Genomic DNA, 21,680 nt, shown 5'->3' with positions numbered 1-21,680 from the left:
ATATGGGCAGTTCGTCCCCAGGAGGCTTCGGTGAGCGTAGTACCCCCGATCATGGCCGAGACCCCACGGACGGTCGGCCCTCCGGGGCGCGGCTCTCCCGGTGGCAGCCGACTGGCGGGCGCCGTCACGCTCGATGGCCTGTTCAGCAGGACCGCAGCTCGCCGACCGGACGGCACGGCAGTGAAGGACGGCTGGCGCAGTGTCACCTACGACGGGGCGGAGAAGCGTTCGGGGCAACTCGCGTCTGCTTTGCTGCGTTACGGCGTCCAGCTGGGCGACCCCGTCATCGTGCACACCTCGGATCATGTGCAGTCACTGGTGGCGCAGTTGGCGGTCCTGAAGGCCGGCGGGGTGTGCACGCCGGTGTCCGGCGAGGCCGACCGCCGCTCGATCGCCCGGGCCGCCGCGGTGAGCGGCGCGCAGCTTGTGCTGTGCAGTTCCGCGAACCGGGCGAGCTGGCAGCTTCCCGCGCTCGTCCTGGACGACAGCGGGACCCTGGCGCGCCTCTCTGCACTGCGCATGGATCGCTCGCTGCCCCGCTCGGGGCCGACCGACGCCGCGTATCTGCTGGTCGAACAGGATCCGGTGGGCCGCGCGACCGGTCACCTCATCGACCACAAGGCGTGGCTTCTGGCCCTCGCGGACCGCGTGCGCAGAGCCGGCCGCGCGGAACGGGGCGTGCTCTGTTTTCAGGCGCCCGGCGGATCCTCGACGCTGACCGCGCTGTGGTGGGCGGTATCGGGCGGAGGCACGCTGTACCGCAGGCAGCCGGCAGTGGGCGGCGGCGAGTCGGCCGCCCTCGCTCTGCCGTCGGACGGTGCCCGGTTCGATGCCGCGGTGTTCGGCCCCGCGGCGTACGCGCAGGCGCTGGCCGGGATGGAACGCGCGCCGTCGACGCACCTGAGGAAGGTGGTACTCATCGGCGAGCCGTGTTCGCGTGACATCGTCGAGCGGCATTTCCAACTACTGCCCATTACACCCCTGTTGGCGGAATTCTCCCCCCTGGGCGGTGCTCTCCCGTGGGCGGCGGCGGAGCACCTGTCCGACGACGGCCGTGGGGTGCGGGAGGGCATGGTCGTGGGCCGGGCGGCGCCGCACGTGCGGATCACCATCCGTGACACCGACGGTCAGGCAGTGCCCGCGGGAGACACGGGTGAGATCTGGGCCGCGGGTTCGGCGCTTCCGTTCGACCATCTGGGCGAGTTCGGCGCGGGCGCCGCGCCGGTCCGTCGTGCTTCGTTCGCCGTCTCCGGCCACCTGGGCCGCTGGAACGAGGACGGCCTCCTGGAAGTGACGGGACGCCGCGCCACCGAGCCGCTCCGCCCCGTCGCCGCACTGGGAGACCGCTGGACATGACCGTGCCCGACATCCGCGTGGAGAAGGGGAACGCCCGCGCCGAGGAGATCGCCGCCATCACCGCGGTCCTCCTCGCCCGTGCCGCAGGCCGCTCGGCCCCTCGCCCACCCGCATCGCTCGGCCGCGACAGAGCCCGCTGGCACCGCTTGGACCGTGCTCCCCGCTACCGTGCCCCGCACAGCTGGCAGGAGTAGCGAGCGGTCCGGTGCCGCCGGCCCGAAGGCGGCGGCACCAGGGCTGCCTCAGCCCCCGACCGGCTGCGGGCGGGCCAGGCGGCCCGTCCGGTACAGGCCGTGCAGGGCCGCCGCACTCCCGAGGCCGAGAGCGAGCAGCGCGAGCCAGGGGAGGGCGGAAAGACCGGCCGCGCGGGCCGCGTCCAGACTCGCACCGGTGAGCAGATTGCCGACGGTGATACCGATGCCGCAGACCGTGTTGTAGAGGCCGTAGTGGGTGGCGACGAGGCGGTCGTCCGCGAGCCGGACGACGGTGTCCATCTCGAAGGGGTACGCGATCATCGTGCCCACGGCCAGCAACAGCGCGGCGAGGAGGGGCGGCAGCGCAGCGAGCAGCCAGCGCTCGACGCTGCCCGCGGCGGGCACCGGCAGGGCACTCGCCGCGACCAGTGGCACGAACGCGCCGCCCATGAAGAGCAGGCCGCGCACCAACGACTGGCCGGGCGTGAGGTGCTGTTTGCACCAAGCGGTGATCCTGGTCTGTCCGAGGATCGTGGCGAGACCGGACACGGCGAAGAGCAGGGCCACGGCGACGGTGCCGGCTTCCCCCGCGCCGCCGACCCTTCGCACCTCCAGGGGAAGGGACAGATAGACCTGGAAGGACAGGACGTACGCGCCGGTCATGGCGGTGGCGAAGAGCAGGAAGGCCCGGTTGGCGAGGACCGTGCGCCACTGACCGATGACACCCGCGGCGACGGTCCGCTCTCCGCGGCGGGTGGGCAGTGCGCGGATCTGCACGATGCTGAGCAGGCCGAAGACGGCGGCCGACACCAGGCAGGTGAGCCGGAAGTCGATGCCGGTCAGGAGCATGCCCACGAGCGGGCCGAGCAGAATGCCTGCCTGGTAGAAGACGTTGAACAGGGCGAAGGCCTCGACACGGCGTTCCCCCGCGTCGGCCGCCAGGTACGCGCGTACCGCCGGATTGAACAGGGCGCCCGCGAATCCGGTGGCCGCCGATGCCGCGAGCAGTGCCGCGACGGAGTCCACGAGGCCGAGCGTCGCGAAGCCCGCGGTGCGCAGCAGACACCCGGCGACGATCAGGGGTTTGTACCCGAAGCGGTCGGCGAGAGTGCCGCCGATGAAGAACATGCCCTGCTGGCTGAAGTTCCTGACGCCGAGCACCAGGCCGACGAGCCAGCCCGCGAGGCCCAGCGTCCCGGACAGGTGCTGGGCCAGGTACGGCATCAGCATGTAGAAGCCGAGGTTGATCGTGAACTGGTTCGCGAGCAGGAGCTGCACGCTGCGGTCGTAGCTGCGCACCTGGGCCAAGGTGGTCTTCATAGGGCCGCTTCACCGTCCCGGACGTCGACCTCGGCGGACAGCGGATCGGTGATGCTCGTGCAGCGCGTCCAGCAGGTGATCTCCTGCTCGGCGGAGCTGGAGACGACCTGGGGATCGGACGCGGGTGTCACGTCGAGCAGTCCGTGCGCGGCGCAGTACGCGTCGTCGTAGACCGTGTCCAGATAGCGCTGCGGGCCGTCGGGGAAGATGGCCACGACCCGGGCCGAGGCGGGCAACGTGCGGGCCAGCCAGCCGGCCACGAGGGCGACCGCGCCGACGCTCCAGCCGCCGGTCGCGTAGTGCAGGGTCGCCAACTGCCGACAGGCCCAGACCGCTTCGGCCGGTGCCACCCAGTGGACCTCGGAGAACGCGTCGTACGCGACGTTGCGCGGGTGGATGCTGGAGCCGAGGCCACGCATCAGACGGGGACGGGCGGGCTGGCCGAAGATGGTCGAGCCGATGGTGTCCACGCCGACCAGGCGCAGCCCCGGGCGCAGCCGACGGAGCACGCGGGAGATGCCGGCGGAGTGGCCGCCGGTGCCGACGCTGCACACGAGGACATCGATCTGTTCGAGACCGTCGGCGAGTTCGAGGGCGAGCGGGGCGTAGGCGGCCACGTTGTCGGGGTTGTTGTACTGATCGGGGCACCATGCGCCGGGCATCTCCCGCAGGAGTTCGTCGACGCGCGCACGGCGTGACTGTTGCCAGCCACCGACGGGATGCGGCTCGGTGACGGTGTCGACGCGTGCGCCGTATGCCATGAGCAGGCGGGTCATGGACGGTTCGAGCCCCGGGTCGGTGACGAGCGTGACGGGGTGGCCGTACACGGTGCCCGCGAGGGCGAGGCCCAGGCCGAGGGTGCCACTTGTGGACTCGACGATCGGCCGGCCCGGCAGCAGCTCGCCGCGGGCGCGGGCCCGTTCGACCATGTACAGGGCGGCGCGGTCCTTTATGCCACCGGGGTTGAAGCCTTCGAGCTTGGCCCAGAATCCGCGCTGGGGCGGGGTGAACGGCTCGGACACCTGCAGGACGGGGGTGTTGCCGACGAGCGCGGACAGGGTGGAGCCACGAGCGGTGGCAGGGGACATGGGTTGTGTTCCCAATCGCTGGTTCGGTCGCTGGCTGCGTGGCACGGTCCCTACGGCTGTTTGCGCGCTCCTTGCCGGAGCGCCGGTGAGCGGCGGGATGCGATGAGGGAGCGCACGACCGTCCCGGGCTTCATCACCGAGGACGGCGAGGCGAGCAGGTGCTGCACGTCGAGCATGACGCGATGGGAGTACGTGGAAACGTGGCTGGCCAGCATCACGCGCCTGATGTAGGCGTTGACCAGACCGATGCCGGGCGGGCGCCGCCCCTGTGTCTCCGGATAGACGAAGTCGCTGCTGGTCGCCATCTGCCACGGCGTATCGATGATCTTTCCCGCGGCGCGGTAGAAGGACCGCGCCATCCGCGCGGACGGGCTGCCGAACTCGTCAAGACGGCACCCCAGTTCGAGCGCCTCCAAGGCGGCGACGGTCATGCCCTGGCCGTAGAGCGGATTGAAGCTGCATATGGCGTCACCGAGCGCCACATAGCCGCCGGGCAGGTGGCGCAGCCGTTCGTAATAGCACCGCCGGGCCTCCGGATAGGTGAACTTCCGGGCGTCCTTGTCGTCCAACGGCTCTGCACGCGCGAGCAGTTCCGCCATCTCCGGGGCCTCAAGCGCGGCCGCGAACTCCTTGAAGCCCTCGCGGTCCACCGGAGCGTGGGCGCGGTGCCAGCCGCCGAGCGTCACCATCCAGCGATCTCCCTCCACGGCGAACGCGGCGGCGGCCCGTTTGTCGTGCGGTGGTACGGCGCCCATCAGATAGAGCAGGCCGTCGCCATGCAGATCTCCGGGCCTGCGCTTCAGGAGCAGCGTGGTGTACCCCACGTCGATCTTCACGGTGTCGACCTCAGGCGCCGGATAGCCGAACCGCTGGAGCGACTGCGCGGCGCCGCCGCCACCGCGCCCCGTGGCATCGACGATCAGATCCGCCCAGATCCGCTCGCCGCCCGTCAGTTCCACGCCGGTGATCCGGCCGCCGCCCGCGACGAAGCTGCGCACCAGTGTCTGGTCGCGGACGGCCACATTCTTGAGGTCACACACCCGGGCCCGCACGTTGTACTCCAGAAACGCGCGGCTGAGGCTGACGCCGAGCCGCCCGCTGGCAAAACGGGTGCGCAGAGCGCCCATTTGATGGAAGAGCAGATCATGACCGGGGTCGAAGAGAATCGCGCCACCGTCCACGAGTTCATCGGTAAGCCCCGGAAATAGTTCTTCCAGTGCCAGACGACCGCTGATGAGCAGCGCGTGAGCGTGACTGCCGTGAGGTACCGCGCGGCGATTCTCGGGCCGTTCCGGAAGGGTGTCACGGTCGATAACCGTGACCTGGCGAAATCGCGACGCCAGGGCCTTTGCGGCGACGAGCCCTCCCATGGAGCCGCCCACCACCACCGCGTGCTCACCGATCACGCCCATACATCCTCCACGGATAGGTCGACAGGAAATTCAAGAATGAGATCGCCGACAGCGTGCGGCCCGGCGGGCCACAAGTATCTTGTGCCGCCCTCGTCGGTGTCTTCTTCTTGATTGCTCACCTGTCTGTGTTCCATGGCTCTTTGGAGAAGTGTGGCGATACAGTCCCGATGGCCGAATCCCTTCTCAAGACAAGGGAAGAATTCCTCATGTCCAAGAAGCCCAGCAGACCGAATGCGCTGAACTCCAGCTCCGCCGAGGCATCCGTCGCGCAATGGACCGAGGCGCGGATGCCGGACCAGTCGGGCCGCTTGGTCGTGGTGACGGGCGGCAACAGCGGCATCGGCTATGTCACCGCACGCGAGCTCGCCCGACGTGGCGCCCACACGGTCCTGGCGTGCCGGGACCGGACCCGCGGAGAGGCCGCGGTGCTGCGGATGCGTACGGAAGTGCCACAGGCCCGGGTGGAGCTGAGGCTGCTGGACCTCGCCGACCTCAAGTCGGTCCAGGGCTTCGCGGAGAACTGGGACCACGAGCGGATCGATGTACTCATCAACAACGCGGCCGTGGTGATGCCGCCCCTCATCCGCACCGTCGACGGATTCGAGTCGCAGTTCGGCGTCAACCACCTGGGGGCGTACGCGCTCACGGGCCGGCTCCTGCCGCATCTGCTGCGGGCACCTGAGCCACGTGTGGTCACGGTGAGCAGCGAGGGGCAGCTCACCGCCCGGTTCAGCCTGGACAACCTCAACGCCGAACAGCGCTACAACCCCAGCCTCGCCTATGCCCAGTCGAAGCGGGCCAACGTCTACTTCTCGGCGCAGTTGCACCGCCTGGCCACTGCGGAAGGGCTGCCCCTGCGCAGCATGATCGCGATTCCCGGCCTGAGCGATACCGGCGTCATCACCAAGAACTCCGTGCACGGTCCGCTGTGGAGAGCCGTGGCCCCCCGCTTCATCCGGCTGCTCGCCAAGCCGGTCATCCAGGGAGCGAGGCAGTCGCTGTACGCGGCCACGGTCCCCGGCCTGCGGGGAGGCTCGTACATCGCGCCGAAGGGACGCCTGCAGATGCGGGGCGCGCCCACGCCGAGGCAAGGCCGCCGCACCTCGTACGACGAGGAGACGGCGGTAGCGCTCTGGGACCTGTCGGAGCGCCTGACCGGGGTGCGCTACGGACACTGAGCACGCACGGCGCCGCCCCCGCCTGATCGGCGGGGGCGGCGCCCATGGGGTCGAGCGGTGGCCGGCGGCCAATCACCACCCGCTCTTGCGCCGGCGCCGTGCCCCGGCCAGGCCGCGCAGTCTGCGCACCTGGGTGTCGGCGATGTCGACCAGAGTGGCCACCGAAGCGAGCGTGAGCAGCGCGGTCCCGGAGACGGCCATGTGCACGGGCCGATGCTCGTCGCCCTTGACCTGCAGGAACTCCGGCTCGCTCGTGGGGGCGGGCAGGGTGATGTCGACGTGCTCCGAACGCTGCTTCAGCGGCAGCTTCCAGATGCCCGGCACCGCCCCGTGGGCCCGCAACCCGGCCTTGACGGCGGGCAGTCTGACGTTGCTTTCCAGGCGCCAGATGGCGCGCCGCTCCAGGCTGCGGTGCCAGCGCTCCACGGCGCCCGCGACCACGTGGGGGTCGAGCCGGTGCCAGGGTGCGGACTGGGAGAGGAACAGCCGGCGGCTCAGGCCCTCCCGCAGCTCCGCATGCTCGGTGTTCTCCGCCGACGTGCGGCCACCGGTCTCGATCAGCCAGCGCGCGGAGCGGAAGCGGCCCAGCATCGCCGCTCCGAAGATCGTCAGGTCGAGCAGGTGGTCGAGGATGAAGAAGCGGCTGTCGGCGATGGCAGGGCTGTACTTGGAGCGGACCATCGAGCGCATGATCCGCCAGTCCGCGGTGGCGGCCCTGTTGACGTGGTTGAGGTAGTCCAGATCGAGCGTCTCCAACTGGATGTCCCGCTGCGCGATGTTCGCGATGTGCCAGGAGACCGTCATGGACAGCGAGATGCCCTGGCTGTAGTACGCGTCGATGATCGACGACGCGTCGCCCACCATGGCGTACCGGCGGGGCGAGATGAAGGTGTCGGTGCAGTGCTGTACGTCGCGGTACGCGCTGAACTCAAGGACGTTCTCCTCCTTGAGCCAGTCCAGCATCGGATAGCGGCGCAGTACCTTCCAGAACACCTCGCGCGCATTGCCGTCCTCCGGCGGCCGTCCCCGGTCGTACGACACACCGATGCTGACCCGGTCGCCGGCCAGTCGGATCACCCAGATCCAGTAACCCTGCCCCCACAGGTGCAGGGTGTTGCGGTCCCGGCGCGCCACGTCCCCGTCGGGGAACTCATAGGCCCAGCGCTCGTCGAAGAGGTCGTCGGTGCAGTGTGAGAACTGTGCCCACGCGGCGGTGGTCCGGAACTCCTCGTCCAGGGGCAGATCGTGGTCGTACTTGCGGGCGAGCAGCCGGGCTCGGCCGGAGCAGTCGACCATCCAGCGCGCGGATATCTGGCCGGTCTTCTTCTTGTTGCGAGAGACCCAGGTGATCAGGTGGTCGGCGTCGTCGTCACCCAGCTCGATGTCACGGACCAGACCCGTGTCGTCGAGGAGGGTGACGTTCTCCATCTTCCTTGCGCGCTCGCGGAGTTCGGCCTCGATCTCCGGTCGCACGATCTGCGAGTCCTGGAACATCACACGAGGGAAGAGAGCGTTGTTGAACTTGTCGTACCAGCGCTCGGGCAGCTTGCTCTGGAAGCCCCATTCGGTGACCGAGCCGTCGAACTCCTTGCGTCCCTCCAGACCGTGAGCCATCCAGAAGCCGGCCTTCTGGAACGACTGGTTGAGCGGGGCGTCCAGGTCGCCGAGCGTGCGCAGGAACGCGTTGGAGAAGATCAGCAAAGACTCACCGACCTTGTAGCTCTGCTGCTGCTTGTCGGTGGGCTGGTCGATGCAGACGACGGTCAGGCCCCTCTTGGCGAGCGCCATCGTGTTGATCAGTCCGACAATGCCGGACCCGATCACACACACATCGGCTCGGACGCGCTCCGTGGAATCGGCCGCGGCTGCGTCCCGGCTGCTTGCGGGCACAACGTCTCCTCTGCTGGGCAGGGCACGCCGGGGCGTGCGGCGAATGGGGCGAAACTGTTTGCCCTCGTCCTGCTAGGAAGCGTAGGAACCGGTCTGCGGCATCGCGACTTCCAGGTTGCTCAACTCGTTCGGGGCCTTCAGTTGATGAAGTCGAGACAGGGGTCGGTATCGGCCACGGCCTGTGGCCAGGTCGCGTACCGGCGCAGTCCGTACAACAGCGGCAGCTCCGCCTGGAGTTGGCGGATCCGCTCCACTCGGCCCATGATCACGACATGATCGCCGACGTCGCTCGCTTCGCTGACGCGGCAGTCGGCGATGGTGTGTGCCGAGTTCTCGAGATGTGGACCGCACGCATCCTCGCCCATCCGCCAGCCGACCCGATCGAAGCGATCCGCCGCTCCGGAGGCGAAGAGTTCCGCCGACGACTGGGCCTCGTCGTGCAGAAGGTTGATGGCGAAGCCGCGGCTGGCCAGGACCGCGGCGAGGGTCGGACTGCCGCGGCGCAGGCAGACGAGGAGCGTGGGCGGCTCCAGGGCGACACTGCACAGAGACGTGCAGGTCATGCCCCAAGGGACTCCGTCGTTCAGGGAGGTCACGATGCACACGCCGGTGGGGAAGCCGGCCATGAGCCGGCGCATGTCCACCTGTTGCTCGGTGTCGGTGGCTTTCTGGATCATGCTGGTCGCCTCCTGTGGGCGTCGGCGGTCGTGGGGTCGGACACGGACAGGGCGGAGCGGACCTCGCGCACCACGGCCCGCCCGAGCCGGCCGAAGCCGTCGTCCAGGAAGTGGAAGTGCCCGCCGTCGAAGGTGTGCTGATGGAACGCTCCGGTGGTCTCGGCCGCCCATGCGTGCAGGGTGGCCACGGGCGCCAGGTCGTCGTCCGTGGCACCGAACGCGGTGAGAGGCGCGTCGAGTCCGCGGCGTGCGAGGGCCGGGCGAAAGGCGCCCAGGGCGTGCAGATCGCCACGGACCAGGCGCAGGAAACGCTTCCGGAACTCGGGCACCTCGTCGAGCCGTTGCGGGATTCCGCCCATGCTGCTCAGCGCCGTCAGGAGCGCCTCGTCAGACAGCCCGGGATCGAGCGGGTCGGCGCGCTTCTGCGTCATGGGTGCCACCCGCCCGGAGACGCCCACCCAGGCGGGCCGCACCCCGCGCTCCATGAGCCGGTGCGCGCTCTCCAGGGCCACGACGGCGCCCATGCTGTGTCCGAACAGGGCAAGGGGTGGTCCGGTCCACGGCAGCACGGCCGCCGTCACGTGGGCGGCCATCTCGTCGATGTCTCGCAACGGCGTGGCCCGGTGCAATGTCCCCCGCCCCGGCAGGTCGACCAGCAGTACGTCCCAGTCGTCGGGGAGCTGACGGCTCAACGGAAAGTAGACGCTGCCGGATCCCCCCGCGTGGTGACAGACCACGAGTCGCACGGCCGGGTCGTTGTGGCGCAGCGGCCGGATGATGGCACTCACGCACAACGCTCCTGTGCATCGGATCCGCGCGCGTCGGCGGAGGTGGTGGCGCGGCCTGCGATGTCCGCCGTCAGTCGGCCGATCAGCGTCTCCAGGGACAGGTCGAGCGGCAGATCCTCGGGGGTGAGGCCGACCTCGAACCGCTCCTCGATCTTGGTGATGAACAGCGTGGAGATGAACGAGTCCCCGCCGGCGTCCAGGAACGAGCGCTCCATGTCGAGTTCGCCGGGCGCGTCGAGTGCGTCCCTGAGCACGCCTTCCAGGAACGTTCGGATGCCCTCCGGGCCCAGGGGGCCGGGCCTGGTGCCCAGGGCGTCGCCGTCCTCGTCGGGCGCGCGGCCTTCCTCGCCGAGGTGTGGCTCGGCCACCCAGTAGCGGTTGCGCCGGAAGGGGTAGGTCGGCAGGTCCCCGAGCCGCTGCGTGCCGGGCGGACACAGGGCGTCCAGGCGCAGTTCGGCCCCGGCCTCGAAGAGCCGGCCGAGGAGGTCGAGGAGAGCGTCGACGGGTGCCGCCGCGGCACTTTCCCCGTCCAGGCCATGGGCTGCCTCGTCGCCGCTCGCGTCGTGGTACACCCCCACCTGTATCCCGAATGCCCCGAGGACAGCGCCCAGTTGCTCCGACGGGTCGGGCTGGGTGGAGGTGCCGGGCGTCGGGGCGGCCAGCCATGGATAGGCATCGGCGAGCGCGTCGGCCAGGTTCCTCAGTTTCCTCGCGTCGGATGGCGGCCGCACCACGACCCGGCGTAACGGGGACAGCGGCCGGGATGGTGCCCCGTGCGCCGCGCGGGTCAGCGCGTCGGCCAGTTCGGCCGCGGAAGCCCCGGTGACCGCGACGCGGTAGGGCAGCGGTGCCCGCCCGCCGCGCAGGGTGTGGCACAGCGCGGGCAGCAGGTCCGGTTCGGTCTTGCGCAGCCGGTCGGCGACTGCCGCCGCGAGGTCGGCGAGCGCGCCCGGATCCTTGGCGGAGAGGGTGAGCAGCTCTGGGCTCCCTGCACGGGGCGTGGGCGTGGCCGCGTCGCCCTGCCCGGTGTATGCCTCGAGCACGACGTGTACGTTCGTGCCGCTCATGCCGAAGGAGTTGACCCCGGCCACCCTGCGTCGCAGCGCCCTGGGCCAGGACTGGTTCTCGCGCGGCACGGTGAAGGAGATCCGGTCCCAGTCGATGTGGGGGTTGAGCTTGCCGTCGTCGGGGGTGGCCGCCGCGGGGATCTCGCCGTGCTGGAGCATGAGAACCGTCTTGATGAGGGCGGCCATGCCGGAGGCCGCCTCAAGGTGGCCGATCCGGGACTTGACGCTCCCGATGGCCAGCGGAACCCCGCGTTCCCGCACCGCTTGGCCGACCACACCGTCCAGGGCGCCCACTTCGATGGGGTCGCCGAGGACGGTTCCGGTGCCGTGCGCCTCGATCCAGCCCAGTTCGCCCGCCGCCACGCGCGCATCGGCGAGCGCGGCGCGGATGACCTCTTCCTGGGCGGGGCCATTGGGGGCGGTCAGCCCGGAGGCCGCGCCGTCGTGATTGACGGCCGAGCCGCGGATCACGGCGAGGATCGGGTGGCCGTCGCGTTCGGCGTCGGCGAGGCGCATCAGAGCGACGGCGCCGACGCCCTCACCGCGCCCGTAGCCGTCCGCGGAGGCGAGGAAGGACTTGGAGCGGCCGTCGGGCGAGAGCGCCTTGGTCTGGCAGAGGGAGACCATGAGGTTCGCGGAGAGCAGCAGGTTGGAGCCGCAGGCGAGGGCGTAGCGGCACTCTCCGGCGCGCAGCCCCTTGATCGCGAGATGGAGCGCCGTCAGGGAGGACGAACACGCGGTGTCCACGCTCGCCACCGGACCGCTGAAGCCCATCGCGTAGCTGATCCGTCCGGCGCCGAAGCAGAGACCGCCTCCGGTGGTGTAGTAGGGATCGATCCGCGTCATGTCGGCGCGGTCCTCCAGCCGTTCGCTGTACTCGGAGGCCATCATCCCCAGGTAGACGCCGACGGGGAGCCGGTCCGTGCGGCGAACACCGATGCCACCGCGCTCCAGGGCCTCCCAGGCCGTCTCCAGGAGCATCCGCTGCTGCGGGTCGAGCAGCTTCGCCTCGCGCTGCGAGATGCCGAAGAAGTCGGCGTCGAAGTGCGCGATGTCGCCGAGGAACCCGGCCCGGCCGACGTAGGACCGTCCGGGCCTCGGCGGGCCCGGCTTGTACACGGCCCGCAGGCCGGGGCGGTCCTCGGGGATGGCGGAGCAGGCCGTCGTGTCGCCGCGCAGAAAGTCCCAGTACGCCTCTGGGGAGGTGAGCCCGCCGGGCAGTCTGAGGCCCATGCCGATGACGGCGACCGGGCCGTGCCGCTCGTCCTCGAGTTGCCGGATCCGCTCCTGTTGACGGAGGGAGAGCCGTAGCTGATCCTCCATCAGTTTCCTTATTTCGGCGGGCTCCATGGTGTCGATCCTCACTTCTCTTCTGCCAGGTCTGCGACGTCTGCCTGGACGGCTCGCACGAGTTCGTCGAAGGACAGCGCCGCGGGGTCGGTGTCGCGCCGGGGGGCAGGGGCGGTGGTGCCGCCGGGGTCGGTCCGGTGCGGGGCGGCGTCGGCGGCGGGCTGCCGCATGCCGCGCAGGTCCGCGATGTACGCGGAGAGCAGGGTGACGGTGGGGTGGTCCAGGGCGACCGTCGCCGACAGCTCCAGAGCGAGCGCGTGCGAGAGGCGGGTACGCAGGTCGATGACCATGATGGAGTCGAGCCCGAGCTCGCCGAAGCCGAGGTCGTCGTCGATCGGACCGCGCTCGCCCAGCGCCTCGGCGAGAAACTCCCTTACGGAAGCCCGCAGTTGATCCAGTGCCCGCTCGTCGTCCAAGCCGTTGAGCAGCTCGCTCAGCTGACCCCGACGCGGTCGGCCCGTGGGTGCGGAGCCGGGCTGCGGTGCTGCCTCGCCCAGCAGGGCGGCCCGGGGGTGCCCCGCGGTGCGGGCCGTGTAGCGGTCCGCGTCCACGGCGACGGCGACCAGGCGCGCGTCCCTGGCGGTGAGCTCCGGTTCGGTGAGGCAGAGCTGGAGCAGGTCCTTGGCCTGCTCGTCGTCGAGCGGTGTGATGCCGAGCCTGTCGATGGCCTGCGCCGTTGCCGCGGACCCGGCGAGGCCCGCCTTCGCGCGCGGGATCCAGGGGCCCCAGGCCACGCTCGTGGCCGGGATGCCCTTGCCCCGCAGTGCTCGTGCCAGACCGTCCAGAAAGCCATTGGCGGCCGCGTAGTTGACCTGGCCGGCGTTGCCGAGCACGCCTGCCACGGAGGAGAAGAGGACCAGTGCCGCCAGGTCGTCGCCGCTGTCCTCCAAGGCCGCCGTCAGGTGGGCGGCGCCGGTCGCCTTCGCGGCGAAGACCCGCTCGAAGGCCTCGTCGTCAAGGTGCTCGAAGGCGCGGTCGTCGGACGTTCCTGCCAGGTGGAGCACGATCTTCAGGGGTGCGTCCCGGCCTGCCTCGGCGACGGCGCGGCGGCAGTCAGCGGGGTCGGTGACATCGCCCTGGACGATGCGCACGCGGGTGCCGCCCGCGGCGAGGGCGGAGATGATCCGCCGTCCCTCGTCGTCCGGCGCGGAGCGCCCCATGAGCGTGACGGCGGGCACTCCCCACGCGGCCAGCGCGGTGGCCGTGCTCAGTCCGAGGGCGCCGAGCCCACCGGTGATGAGCGCGGCCCCGTCGGCGGCGAAGGCAGGGGGGCCATCCGGCCGAGGCTCGTCGCGTGGCACGAGGCGCACCGCGCGCACTCCGCCGGCGTCGACCTCCAGGCGGGTCTCGGGAATCGAGGTGTTGAGCGCGCCGGTGAGGGCGCGTGCCACGCGCTCGGCGGCATCCGTCCGGTCCGCCGTCGGGGCCACGGCCACCCGGAGCAGTCTGCGCTCGGTCTGTTCGGCCTCGAGCGCGGTGAGCATGGACCACAGGGCCTCGCGGCGCGGACCCTGAGGATCGGGCCTGCCCTGCTCCGGAGCCGCGCACAGCAGCGTGTAGGGCAGGTGCCGCGGGGTCGCGCGCAGGTCGTCGGCGAGTGTCCGTACGGAGGCGAGAACTTCCGCCGGTGAGCAGGGTTCCGTCGCGTCGTCCTGGTGGATGGTCTCCGGGACGACGGTGAGGAAGCGGGTGTCGACGACCAGGTCAGGATCCAGTGCGGTGAGTTGGGCCACGGTCGCCGCGGTCACGCGGTGGCCCAGCTCTTCGAGGGCGCTCGTCAGCTCCTTGGCTTCCGGGTGCTCCGGCGTGCCCAGGACGGCCACGTGGAGCGGACGGGCCGCCGCCTCGGGGGCGTCCGCCGCGAGGTACTCGCCACGCAGCGCGTACGCGTGCCGGACGCGTTCGCGCAGCGAGCGCTCCAGCAGCGAACGGGGTGCGCTGCGGAACCGGAAGCGGTCGACGTCGAGCACCGTCGCGCCCGTGCCGTCGAAGAGGCGCAGATCGGCCGATTCGATCGCGAGGAAGTCCGCGGATCCGTCCGGGTGCTGCTGATCCCTCACCACTGTGACGTGGGCCCACAATTCACGCCGACGCGTGGGACGCCCGCGGAGCGTGACACCGGCGGCCGCGAACGGAATGGCGAGGGCCGCCTCCTCCGTGACGGAACCGGGTCGCGCGGCGGCGACCGCGAAGGCCACCGTGCTCTGCAGGCAGGAGTCGAGCAGGCCGGGGTGGATCTCGTAGCCGTCCGGGTCCTCGTTCATCCCGTCCGGCTCGGCGAACCGGACCAGCGCCTCGTCGCCGTTGATCCACACATCACGGATCCAGCGGAAAGACGGTCCCAAGTGGTAGCCGACGGTGTGCAGATGGGCGTAGAAGGAGTCGCCGTCCAGGTGTCGGTCGGCGCCCGCGATGAAGGCCTCCCTCGGGAAGACGACGGTCGGCGGCTCCGGGGTCGGCGCCACGACACGCGCCGCCAGGTGCTCCTGCCACTGGCCGTGCTCGGGGTCCACGAGACTCTGCACGCTCACGGTGCGGGTGCCGTGCTCCTGCACCTCCTCGATGACCTGAAGGTCGTAGAGCTCCCCGTCCCGGAGCACCAGGGCACGGGGGAAGTGCAGGTCCTCCAGGGTGACATGGGCGCCGTCGCCGCCCAGCGCCGACAGTGCCGTGGCGGTCTGGGAGGCACCTGGGACCGAGACGACGCCGAAGAGCCGGTGGTCGGTCAGGTGCGGGGGGTAGACCGTGCTGCGCTGCGTGGCGAACACCCGGCCGCCACGCAGCGCCGGGGAGCGCAGCTCGGTGCCCCAGGCCGGGGCGCCGTCCCGGACGGAGAGCGTGACGGGCCGATCGACGGCCCGCGGCACCTGCCCGTCACGGTCCGTGGCCCCGACCCAGTGGCGTGTGGGTGCGAAGGGATACCGCGGAGCGTCGACCCGGCGCCCGTGGGTGATGTGCTCGGCGCGGTCGATGCGCTGCCAGTCCAGGTCCTGGCCGAGTTCGTAGAGCTTGCCCGCGGCGGTGCGCAGGGTGTCACGGCCCGCCGCTCCACGGCGCAGGGAGTGGGCGACACCGCCATGAGGGGCGGCGCCCGCCCCCTGGACCAGGCTGACCAGCGTGCGGCCGGGACCGATCTCCAGGCAGACGTCCACGTCCAGTTCGTCCAGTCGGCGGACGCCGTCGAGGAACCGGACCGGGCGGCGGGCGTGTTCGCGCCAGTACGCGGCGTCGTACTCGTCGTGCGACACGAGCCGCCCCGTCACATTGGACACGACCGGCACACCGGGCGGCCGGAACTCCAACGCTGCGACAGCGGTGGTGAATTCGTCCAGAGCGGGGTCCAGGAGCCGGGAGTGGAAGGCGTGCGAGACAGTGAGCCTGCGGTGCCGCACACCGAGCCCGTTGAGTCGCTCCTCCAGCTTGGCGACGGCCCCGGGGGAGCCCGAAAGGACCGTGGCGTTGGGGCCGTTGACGGCGGCGAGGTCGAGGCCCGCCGCCTCGGCCCAGGCGACCGCGTCCTCCTCGGGGGCCGACACCGCGAGCATGGCCCCGCGCTCCGTGGCCTGCATCAGCCGGGCGCGCTCGGCTATCAGGCCGAGGCCTGCTCCCAGGTCCATCGCGCCGGCGCAGAGTGCCGCGCCGATCTCGCCGACGCTGTGGCCCATCACCACGGAGGGGGTCACACCCCAGGACTTCCACAGCTCGGTGAGTGCGAACTCCAGGGATACCAGTGCGGGTTGAGTGATCCGGGTTTCGTTGAGCGTGTCCGGGTCCGCCGGATAGAGGACCAGGTCGGTCAGGGATGCGCCGAGTACCGGTGCGAGGTGACGGTCACAGGCGTCGTACGCGGCGCGGAACACCGGCTCGGTTTCGTAGAGATCGCGGCCCATCCCCGCGTACTGGCTGCCTTGCCCGGAGAAGAGGAAGGCGATCCTCGGCGCCGCCCCGGTGCGCGGGGCGGCACTGTGCGAATCGACACCGTCCAACGCCGTGAGCAGCTGCTCACGGCCCTTGCCGAGGAGCGCGCGGCGGTAGGGGAAGTGGGCACGGCCCGCGCCCGCCGTGGCCGTGAGGGCGGCGACCTCGCCCGCGTTCGCGTCGGTGAGGCGCTGACGCCAGGCCGCGGAGAGCCGTGCCAGACCCTCCGGATCGGGGGCGGAGAGCGGGAGGAGGTGCAGGACGTCGTCCGGCGCCCGAACCGGCTGTTGCGCTTCGGGCACGGGACCGGCGGCGGGGGCCGGCTCAGGCGCCTGCGCGAGAACGATGTGCGCGTTGGTGCCGGTGAAGCCGAAGCCGGAGACCCCCGCAACGAGAGGGCCGCCTGTGGCCCGCCACGGTGTCGTGGACTCCACCACCTGGACATTCATCGATTCCCAGTCGATGTGCGGATTGGGCCGGGAGAAGTGCAGGTTGCCCGGCAGTACTCCGTGCCGCAGGGCGAGCACCGTCTTGATGATGGAAGCCATGCCCGCGGCGGACTCGCAGTGGCCGATGTTGCTCTTCACCGAACCGACCCGCAGAGGCATTCCCGCCCTGCGGTCCGGACCCAGTACCCGCCAGGCCGCGCCCAGTTCGATGGGGTCGCCGAGCGAAGTGCCGGTGCCGTGCGCCTCGAGGTACGACACCGTGTGGCCTTCGGTGGCGGCATCGGCGAGCGCGGCCCCGATCATCGCCTCCTGGGCCGTGCCGTTGGGTGCGGTGAGCCCCGAGGAAGCACCGTCCTGGTTGACGGCGCTGCCGCGGATCACGGCGAGGATCTGATCGCCGTCCCGCCGGGCGTCGCTCAGCCGCTTCAGTACGAGGACGCCGCAGCCCTCGGCCCGTGCGAACCCGTTGGCGTCGGCGGAGAAGGTACGGCACCGCCCGTCCGGGGAGAGCATGTGGGCGCGGCTGACGGCGACGGACGCCGCCGGGTCCAGGATCACGTTCACGCCGCCGGCGAGCACCGCGTCCGTCTCGCCGGAGCGCAGGGAGCGCAGGCCCAGATGGAGAGCGACGAGCGAGGAGGAGCAGGCGGTGTCGACGGCGACGGCGGGCCCGTTCAGGCCCAGTGTGTAGGCGATGCGGCCCGCGGCGGCGTTCAGGGCGGTGCCGGTGCTGTAGTACGCGTCGAGCCCCGCGGGGCCGCCCTGCGCTAGCAGCCGCGCGTAGTCGCCGTAGCTGATGCCGACGAACACACCGGTCCGGCTGCCCTTCAGACTGGTGGGATCGATGCACCCGTCCTCGAGTGCGTGCCAGGCGGATTCCAGGAGAAGCCGCTGCTGCGGATCGAGGTTCTGTGCCTCGCGGGCGGGGATGCCGAAGAAATCGGCGTCGAACCGGTCGATGCCGCGCAGGAACCCGCCCTGGTCGCTGGCGATGCTGCCGAGCTCGTCGGCGTCATGGCCCGAGGCCGCGTAGGCGGCGGCGTCCCAGCGGTCCGCCGGTACGGTCCCGACGCCGTCCCGGCCCGTGCGCAGCAGGTCCCAGAACGCGTCGATGTCGTCCGCGCCGGGGAAGCGCCCTGCCATCCCGACGATGGCGACGGGCTCGTGGCCGCGGGAACCGGAGGAGGGGGAGGCGGCGGGCACGGCGGGTTCCCGCGCGGGAGCGGTACTTCGCGGTGCGAGCGTCGGCACCGGGCGGACCGGCGGCCGGGCGGACGCGCCCGCGCGGGGCGCCCCGGCGGACGCGGCCAGCAGATGTGAGGCCAGGTCATTGACGGTGGGGTGGTCGAACGCGTCGGCCACGGTGAGCGGTGCGTCGAACGCGGCGGCGAGCCCCGCCACCAGGTCGACGGCGGCGATCGAGTCGAGGCCCAGGTCGAAGAAGCCGGTGTCCCGGCGCACGGCGCTCGGGTCGTCGTGGCCAAGGACGGCCGCGAGGATGCGCGCGACATGGTCGCGGGCGGCCTTCGGCCGGGCGCTCTCGGGTAGCGCGGTGATCTCGCCGACGACGCAGGGCTCCGGAGCCGAATCCGCCGCGGCGGCCCGCCCCGGGGCGGCGCCCTCTGCCGAGTCCTCTGCCGCCCCCGTACCGAGCCCGGCGAGCAGTCCGCGCTGCCGCAGCCCCGCCATGACATGGCCGAAGCGGTGCGGGTCGAGAGGACACGCCACGATGTGTCCCGCGTGGCCGGGCGCACGGGCGGTGAGTTTGCCGCAGCCCGCCGCGGAGTCGAGAGGCCCGACGCCCAGGCGCGCGTACCGCTCCCGGGAGGCGGCGTCCGCCATGCCCCGGCCGTCGAGGTCCCAAGGCCCGTACGCGACGCTCACGGCGGGCAGCCCCTGGGACAGCCGCTGTGCGACCAGTCCGTCGAGCGCGCCATTCGCGGCCGCGTACGCGGCGCAGTGCTCCGTACCCCACACGGCGGACACCGAGGAGATCATCAGGAAGAAGTCCAAATCCCAGTCCCTGGCGGCCTGGTGGAGCCACCAGGCGCCAGCGGCCTTGTCGCGCAGCGCGGCCGTGAACTCGGGGACCCCGGTGGAGGCCGCCGGTGTCCGCTCGACGCTCCCCGCCGCGTGGATCACGCCGCGCACGGGTGGCATTCCGTCGAGCGGTGCGCACGCGGCGGCCAAGGCCTCGGCGGTATCGCAGCCTCCGCTCCGATAGACGACCTGCTCGGCCCCTTCCCGGAGCCGGGCAAGGACCTCCGTCGCGTCCGTGTCGAGTCGGGTCTCGGCCCGGCGCCCGATGACCAGCAGATGCCGGGCTCCTCTGCGCACCAGATCACCGCTCAACTGCCCGCCCACCGCCCCAAGTCCACCGGTCACGACATACGTGCCGTCGGCGTGCACGGGCAGAGGGGCGGGCTCGGCCTCCACGGGCCGCAGCCGCGCGACGAGCACGCGGCCCTCGCGTACGGCGGCAAGGTCCTCCAGGGGCCGACCGCCCCCGGCGGACACGAGGCCGACCAGCGCGCCCAGGTCGTGCGCGGTCGGTTCGCCCGGCAGGTCCACGATGCCGCCCCAGGCGGCGGACAGTTCGAGCCCAAGGACGGGGGCGAGCCCGTGCAGGGCGGCGTGCCCGGTGGCCGCCGCGACGTCGTCGGGGCCGGTGCGGCGGGCGGCCCGGGTGACGGCGACTGCCTGCCGCCCGGCGCCGGGCGTTGCGGCGAGCGCCGCGACGGCCGTTGTGACGGCGGAGCACAAGGCGGCGGCGGACCGGGTGCCACCGTCGTCCGACGCGGTCGCCCGCCAGGCCAGGACAAGGCGTGCCGGGGTGTCGCCGGGACAGCCGTCCCAGAACTCCCGCCACGCTTCCGGGGTGTCGGGCAGTGCCCGCGTCCGCCAGCCGTCGGCCGCTGTCACGGCGGCCTTCGGCGGCACGAGCAGAGTGCCGCCGAAGCCGCGCACGGCGGCCGCACCGGCGAGACCTGCCAGCAGTTCGGTGTCGTCGCCCGCGAGGACGAGCGTGGGGCGGCCGCCCTCCGGGGCGGAAGCCACCGCTGGGGTCTCGTGCCAGGTGACCTCGTAGTCGCTCAGTAGTGCGGCCGTGCGCGTCGCGTCGGCCTTCTCGTCGTCGGCCGGCCCTTGGACCGGTCCCTCCGGGGCGTACCGTTGCCGCTGCCACGGGTATCCGGGCAACTCGATGACACGGCGCGGGAGCTCACTGCCAAGCTGCTCGCCACTGGTGCCGTCGGCCGAGTCCGTCACGACCGCGCCGGGGACCTCGTCCCCGGCGGCGACGGCACGCAGTGACGCGGCCGCGGCGGCAGGGGTCGCGGCGGTGATCCGTGCCCGTGACCGCAGGCGAGCCCGGCCCGCGGTCACCGTGTGCGCGAACGCCGGGTAGTCCGCGGGGGACAGGGTGCCGAGCCGTTCGGCGTGGGCGGCGGCGAGCTCCCGGAGCGCCTCGGGTGTGCTCGCCGACAGCTCGAACCCGGTGACGGGACGGGCCTCCGGCGCATCGGCCGGGGCGCCGTGCGCCAACTCGTCCGGTGTCGGCAGGCCGAGGATCACCTGGGCGTTGGTGCCACTCATGCCGAAGGAGCTGACCGCGGCGTGGTCGCCGCTGTCCGGGGACCAGTCCGTCAAGGCGGTCGGGACGGTCATCCCGGTGCCGGACAGGTCGATGCGCGGGTTGAGGGTCTCGAAGTGCACGACGGGCGGTACTTGCCGGTGCCGCAGGCACAGGATGGCCTTGACGAGTCCGGCCGCGCCGGCCGCCGACTCCAGGTGCCCAAAGTTCGTCTTGACCGCGCCGACCGGCAGCGGCGCGCCGCCGTTGCGACGGCCGAGCGCGGAGGCGAGCGCCTCCATCTCGATCGGGTCGCCCAGCGAGGTACCGGTGCCGTGCGCCTCGACATAGCCGATGTCGGCCGGCTCCAGGCGTGCGGAGGCGAGCGCCGATTCGATGAGGGAGATCTGCGAGAGCACATTGGGCGCGGTGAACCCGCCCGAGCGGCCGTCCTGATTGACCGCCGAGCCGCGGATCACGGCATGCACCTTGTCTCCGTCACGCACCGCGTGGTCGAGCCGCTTGAGCACGACGGCGCCGCACCCCTCGCCCCGGGTGAAGCCGGCGGCCCTGGCGTCGAACGTGCGGCACAGACCGTCCGGCGACAGCGAACGTGTCTCCTGCACGAGGCGCATGGACCGCGGCGACATGATCAGGTTGGCGCCCGCCGCGAAGGCTGTCTCGCACTCACCGCGCTGCAGAGCCTGCACCGCGAGGTGCACCGCCACGAGCGACGAGGAGCACGCCGTGTCGACGGAGAGCGCGGGCCCGTTCAGGCCGAGCGCGTACGCGATGCGCCCCGCCGCGAAGTTGTGCCCGTTGCCCGTGGTCCAGTACGCGTCCGGCTCACCGCTCAGCCAGTCCCGGTAGTCCTGCCACATGATGCCGAGGTAGAGCCCCGCGCGGGAGCCCGAGAGCCGGTCGGCGGGCAGCGCCGCGTTCTCCAGGGCCTCCCACGTCACCTCCAGGAGCATCCGGTGCTGCGGGTCGAGATGGCGGGCCTCGCGCGGGCTGATGCCGAAGAAGCCGGCGTCGAAGTCGAGGACTTCGTCCAGGAACCCGCCGCGCTGAGGCAGCCCCTCCCACTCCTTGGCGAACGGTCCTTTGCGGGCCTCAGGCATCGGCCGCACCAGGTCATGGCCCGCGGCCAGCGCCGTCCAGTAGCCGTCGAGGTCGTTGATGCCGCCGGGCAGCCGCAGGCCGACACCGATCACGGCGATGGGCTGGTCGCCCTGCTGCTCGTCCAGGCGTTGCTGCAGCCTGCGGACGGCGGCCAGCGCACGGGTGAGCGGTGTCTGCTTCGTCGCCCCGGGTCGTGGGGCCCGGGCTGTCCCGGGCTCCGCGCTGGTGTTCTGGTCCGTGTTCGGGGCATCCATGTCCGGGCTCTTCATGTACGGAGTTCCTCGCAGTGGGGAGATGACG

The 21,680-nt window shown here is 71.6% G+C and carries 11 protein-coding genes; 3 read left to right on the top strand and 8 right to left on the bottom strand.

Features of this window, described 5'->3' with window-relative positions; genetic code table 11:
* Window positions 1-30: 30 nt before the first annotated feature.
* Window positions 31-1,356: an AMP-binding protein gene (locus AC07AG_RS41045; protein ID WP_478762069.1), complete on the top strand. Its 1,326-nt coding sequence runs from the start codon at window positions 31-33 to the stop codon at window positions 1,354-1,356.
* On the top strand, window positions 1,353-1,550 hold the full coding sequence (locus tag AC07AG_RS41040) for an acyl-CoA carboxylase subunit epsilon (protein ID WP_478762067.1): 198 nt from the start codon (window positions 1,353-1,355) through the stop codon (window positions 1,548-1,550). The genes AC07AG_RS41045 and AC07AG_RS41040 overlap by 4 nt, the downstream gene beginning before the upstream one ends.
* Window positions 1,551-1,598: 48 nt before the next feature.
* Here AC07AG_RS41040 and AC07AG_RS41035 read toward each other — a convergent pair whose 3' ends face one another.
* From AC07AG_RS41035 to AC07AG_RS41025, 3 genes are read right to left on the bottom strand one after another with little or no spacing between them, the layout of a single operon-like run.
* Window positions 1,599-2,870 (bottom strand): MFS transporter, encoded by a 1,272-nt coding sequence (locus tag AC07AG_RS41035; RefSeq protein ID WP_478762065.1) that lies wholly within the window; start codon window positions 2,868-2,870, stop codon window positions 1,599-1,601.
* A complete protein-coding gene (locus tag AC07AG_RS41030) occupies window positions 2,867-3,958 on the bottom strand; it encodes a PLP-dependent cysteine synthase family protein (RefSeq protein ID WP_478762064.1) in 1,092 nt (363 codons plus the stop codon). The genes AC07AG_RS41035 and AC07AG_RS41030 overlap by 4 nt, the downstream gene beginning before the upstream one ends.
* 50 nt (window positions 3,959-4,008) lie before the next feature.
* Window positions 4,009-5,370, bottom strand: a complete 1,362-nt coding sequence (locus AC07AG_RS41025; RefSeq protein ID WP_478762062.1) for an FAD-dependent oxidoreductase — start codon at window positions 5,368-5,370, stop codon at window positions 4,009-4,011.
* A gap of 206 nt (window positions 5,371-5,576) precedes the next feature.
* Between AC07AG_RS41025 and AC07AG_RS41020 the strand changes: the two genes are divergently transcribed.
* A complete protein-coding gene (locus AC07AG_RS41020) occupies window positions 5,577-6,548 on the top strand; it encodes an oxidoreductase (protein WP_478762061.1) in 972 nt (323 codons plus the stop codon).
* A 72-nt stretch (window positions 6,549-6,620) separates the two neighbouring features.
* Here AC07AG_RS41020 and AC07AG_RS41015 read toward each other — a convergent pair whose 3' ends face one another.
* The 5 genes from AC07AG_RS41015 to AC07AG_RS40995 all read right to left on the bottom strand — a co-directional run bounded on the left by AC07AG_RS41015 (window position 6,621) and on the right by AC07AG_RS40995 (window position 21,649).
* On the bottom strand, window positions 6,621-8,438 hold the full coding sequence (locus tag AC07AG_RS41015) for an NAD(P)/FAD-dependent oxidoreductase (RefSeq protein WP_478762060.1): 1,818 nt from the start codon (window positions 8,436-8,438) through the stop codon (window positions 6,621-6,623).
* A gap of 137 nt (window positions 8,439-8,575) precedes the next feature.
* Window positions 8,576-9,115: a flavin reductase family protein gene (locus AC07AG_RS41010; RefSeq protein WP_478762058.1), complete on the bottom strand. Its 540-nt coding sequence runs from the start codon at window positions 9,113-9,115 to the stop codon at window positions 8,576-8,578.
* The gene (locus AC07AG_RS41005; protein ID WP_478762056.1) at window positions 9,112-9,903 is read right to left on the bottom strand and encodes a thioesterase II family protein; all 792 of its coding nucleotides are present in this window, start codon (window positions 9,901-9,903) and stop codon (window positions 9,112-9,114) included. The genes AC07AG_RS41010 and AC07AG_RS41005 overlap by 4 nt, the downstream gene beginning before the upstream one ends.
* On the bottom strand, window positions 9,900-12,320 hold the full coding sequence (locus AC07AG_RS41000; RefSeq protein WP_478762055.1) for a beta-ketoacyl synthase N-terminal-like domain-containing protein: 2,421 nt from the start codon (window positions 12,318-12,320) through the stop codon (window positions 9,900-9,902). Before AC07AG_RS41000 ends, AC07AG_RS41005 begins: the two co-directional genes overlap by 4 nt.
* 11 nt (window positions 12,321-12,331) lie before the next feature.
* Complete coding sequence (locus AC07AG_RS40995) at window positions 12,332-21,649, bottom strand: SDR family NAD(P)-dependent oxidoreductase (RefSeq protein ID WP_478762053.1); 9,318 nt, start codon at window positions 21,647-21,649, stop codon at window positions 12,332-12,334.
* Window positions 21,650-21,680 lie beyond the last annotated feature (31 nt).

The sequence above is a fragment of the Streptomyces sp. NPDC044044 genome, from assembly GCF_056434405.1.
This window is presented reverse-complemented; position numbering and strand designations above follow the sequence as displayed.